This window comes from Priestia sp. P5_B4, assembly GCF_056400385.1.
This window is the reverse complement of sequence record NZ_JBFULJ010000966.1, coordinates 1-1360: the sequence shown is the minus strand read 5'-3', so window position 1 is coordinate 1360 and position 1360 is coordinate 1. Positions and strand designations below refer to the sequence as shown.

Genomic DNA, 1360 nt, shown 5'->3' with positions numbered 1-1360 from the left:
GCGAGTAACGGTTATACATCATACAGTCGAGTTCTAGAGCCATTTTGTTGAAGTCTAGACTGACATGCGTCGCTATTCGATAATAGTTATGCTTGCCAATGACAATGCTGTTATATAAAGTGATTCCTTTGATTGCTTTAATAGAGTTCGGGCTTTTTTGTATTTTTTTCACTTGTTTTGCTAAATCTTGCTTCGTCTTTTTCAGTGCTTTTTGAGATACGTGTGTTTCTGCGATATATCGTGTTTTTCCGTTTTTTCGTTTTCCTTTCTTTACAGCTTTGAGAGAGAAGCCTAGGAATTCACTCTCTTGCTTTTTCAGATTGGTAACCTTAGATTTATCGGTTGAAATATACAATTTCAATCGTTCTTCTAGCCACATTTGGCATGCTTTGAATATTTTTTCTGCATTGCTTCGTGTGTTTGTGAAGATTTTGAAATCATCTGCGTACCTTACGATATACATAGGTTTCATATTAGAGTGTTTCGATAGGACTGCTGTTACGGGGTCGTTACTCCAAATTCCATCTCTGTATCTCGATTTTACCCTTCGGGCTTTGAATGTTTCCCACTGTTTGCTGATCCACCAATCAAATTCATTAAGGTTGATGTTTGCAAGTAGTGGGCTAAGGATTCCACCTTGTGGAGTTCCTTTTGTTGGAAACATGGTTGTGCCGTCAGGCATTTGCACTGGGGCTTTCAATATTTTTCGGATAATGACGAGTAATTGTTTATCCTGTATACCCAGTGTCCATATTTGGCGCATGAGCTTGGTATGATTTACTTCGTCGAAAAATCCTTTAATATCTACGTCTACCACATAAGTGAGGTTTTGTTGGTTTATCTTTTTAGTGCTATCTGCTATGGCATGTTTTGCACTTCGGTTCGGACGGAATCCGTAACTTCTATTACAAAATTGTGCTTCGCAAATAGGTTCTAAAACTTGAAGAATACATTGTTGGATAATCCTATCCCACATACTTGGTATTCCCAAAGGTCTTGTTTTTCCGTTGGGTTTAGGTATTTCTTTCCGTCTCACCTTTTGTGGTTGGTAGTTTTGAAAACGCCTTTTCACTTCATTCAAGAAATAGCTCTGTTCCATTCTCTCAATATCTTTGATGTTTACGTTGTCACAGGCGGATGCTTTACTCCCTTTATTTCCTTTTATGTTACGAAAAGCGAGGAGTATATTTTCATCTGATGTGATAGTAGGCATCAGTTTGCTGAAAGAATTTCTTCTGGTTGCTTTCTGGTATAAGTCGTCTAGGACAGGTTGAGTACCGTAGTATTCATTGTGTCGAAGTTTCTTATCCTTTCGCGTGGGCTTAGATTTGTCATTCATGGTCTATCACCTACTCTTATG

Annotated in this window: 1 protein-coding gene; it reads right to left on the bottom strand. The window is 38.2% G+C overall.

Annotated elements, in window-relative coordinates:
* On the bottom strand, nucleotides 1-1339 hold a 1339-nt coding region (gene ltrA / locus AC1DRF_RS27925; protein ID WP_477742303.1), incomplete at its 3' end, for a group II intron reverse transcriptase/maturase.
* Nucleotides 1340-1360 lie beyond the last annotated feature (21 nt).